The organism is Stutzerimonas stutzeri (assembly GCF_000935215.1).
In the GTDB taxonomy this organism is placed as follows: domain Bacteria; phylum Pseudomonadota; class Gammaproteobacteria; order Pseudomonadales; family Pseudomonadaceae; genus Stutzerimonas.
On the sequence record NZ_JXXD01000312.1, the window covers coordinates 1 to 1,672 of the forward strand.

Annotated in this window: 3 protein-coding genes; all 3 read right to left on the bottom strand. The window is 64.7% G+C overall.

Annotated features, from left to right (window positions below):
• Positions 1 to 175, bottom strand: a 175-nt coding sequence (locus tag LO50_RS22290; RefSeq protein WP_044316404.1) for a ParA family protein, incomplete at its 3' end; no start/stop codon positions are given.
• 241 nt (positions 176 to 416) lie between these two features.
• Positions 417 to 1,262 carry a replication initiator protein A gene (locus LO50_RS22295; protein ID WP_014703534.1) on the bottom strand — a complete coding sequence of 282 codons (846 nt, stop codon included), beginning with the start codon at positions 1,260 to 1,262 and terminating at the stop codon, positions 417 to 419.
• Between the two features lie 26 nt (positions 1,263 to 1,288).
• Positions 1,289 to 1,558, bottom strand: coding sequence for a helix-turn-helix transcriptional regulator (locus tag LO50_RS22300; RefSeq protein WP_425266784.1), 270 nt, complete (start codon positions 1,556 to 1,558; stop codon positions 1,289 to 1,291).
• Positions 1,559 to 1,672: the final 114 nt, after the last annotated feature.

The window sequence follows — 1,672 nt, forward strand, 5'->3', positions numbered from 1 at the left end:
ACAGCCGTGGCAAGCCTTGCTGGCTTCTGCGCTGCGTCCAGTCCAGTGAGGAACCCTGCGGGTCGGCATCCAGCAGCACGACGTGCTGGCCGCGCATCGCCAGCTCGCCGGCGATGTGCGTGGCGAGCGTGGTCTTGCCTACGCCGCCTTTCTGATTGAGAAGCGCGACGATCATGGCGCGGCCCTCCCTGCCGGAAAGCCGGCCTGGCCGTGCCGCTGGGTGGTTTTCCACCGAAACGGCGCGCTTCTACTAAAAGTTATGTATTTCTTGTTAGGTAAGTTAGAGGGGGCGCAAACCCGCGCCGTTATTGGCTTTACGGCGTTTTCGTACTCCTGATAGCACGATAGGCGTACTCCTGATAGCACGATACCCGGTACTCCTGATAGCACGAGGCCGTCCACAAGTTTTCCCCGAGTTATCCCCGTGCCGTATGCAGCACTGGCCGGAAGGTCAGCAGTTCCGTTCCATCGTCCGGCATCCGCTCGATGTCCAGGACGTAGCCGGGCAGCGACTGCCGCGCCACCAGGGCGCGCAAGTCGTAGGCAAAATCGGAGAAGCGCGCCGCGCTGCCCGATTTGCGGTAGAGGTGCCGGAAATCGAATTGCCAGCCGTGTTCCTGCCGTCCGCCGTGCTTGCGCACCAGGCGATACAGCCAGCGTTCGATGCCGCCCTTCAAGCGGAAATAGGCCGGGTCGATGGTCAGCACCAAGGCGGCATCGAGCACGCCCGCATAGAACCAATCGGGCAAGATCAGCTCGATGCCCAGCGGCACGCCGCTGGCGTCGGCCAGTTCCTTCCACTCGTTGATCCACGAGAAGCGATGCAAGCGCCTTCCCGTGGTTTCGCGGATGGACGTGGCCACCGTGGTCGATTGCAAGCGATCCAGCGCGGCTTTCAGGCGCTGGTAGTCGTTGAGCGATGTGCCGCGCCCGATGAAGCGCAGGATTTCGTAGGGCGTGGCGCGTATCCAGCGCGACGGGCGGATGCCCGCGTCGCGCGCCTCCGCGATCTGCGAAGCGGCCCATATCAGCACGTCGGCATCCCATATCGTTGCGATGCCGTGCTCCTGCGTGCCCTCCACGCGGATGGTGATGCCGCCTGCGCGAAAGTCGATCGGCGCGGTGCGCCGCGACTTCGCCAGCGAGAAGAACGGAAAGGCCATCAAGTCCTGGCTGTCGCGTGGTGCCATGTCGCCCGGCAGCGCCCGGAACAGGTCGAGCTGTTCGCGCTGCTGCAAGGCTTGCCCTGGCGGGCTGGACATGGCAAAGGCCACCCACGCACCGGCGTTCAGCGGCCATCACGGTAGTCACCCGCGTGGCGTTGGGCATATTCCGGGTCGGAAGTCGCCTCGTAGCTGCGCTGGTCGGCCCAGGCATCGAGGTCGCTTACCGCGTACATGACGCGGCGGCCGAACTTGCGGAACTTCGGCCCTCCGCCGATCACGCGCTGTTTCTCCAGCGTGCGCGGCGACAGCCGCAGGTATTCGGCGGCTTCGTCGTTGGTCAGGTAGCGTTGGGGCTGCGCGGGCGCAGCGACAGCAGCGGCGGCAGGCCGCAAGGGAGCGGGTCGCATGGGGTGTACCTCCATCAAGCCCGGCCACACCACGCGGCCGGATAGAGGCACTTTCAAGAAAGCAAGGCTTCTTGCTAAGGGACGTTCTTCAAGGGACGC

Bases quoted from the DNA above. Each gene is read 5' to 3' on its own strand.
- LO50_RS22295 (WP_014703534.1), bottom strand. From the start codon at position 1,262: ATGTCCAGCCCGCCAGGGCAAGCCTTGCAGCAGCGCGAACAGCTCGAC.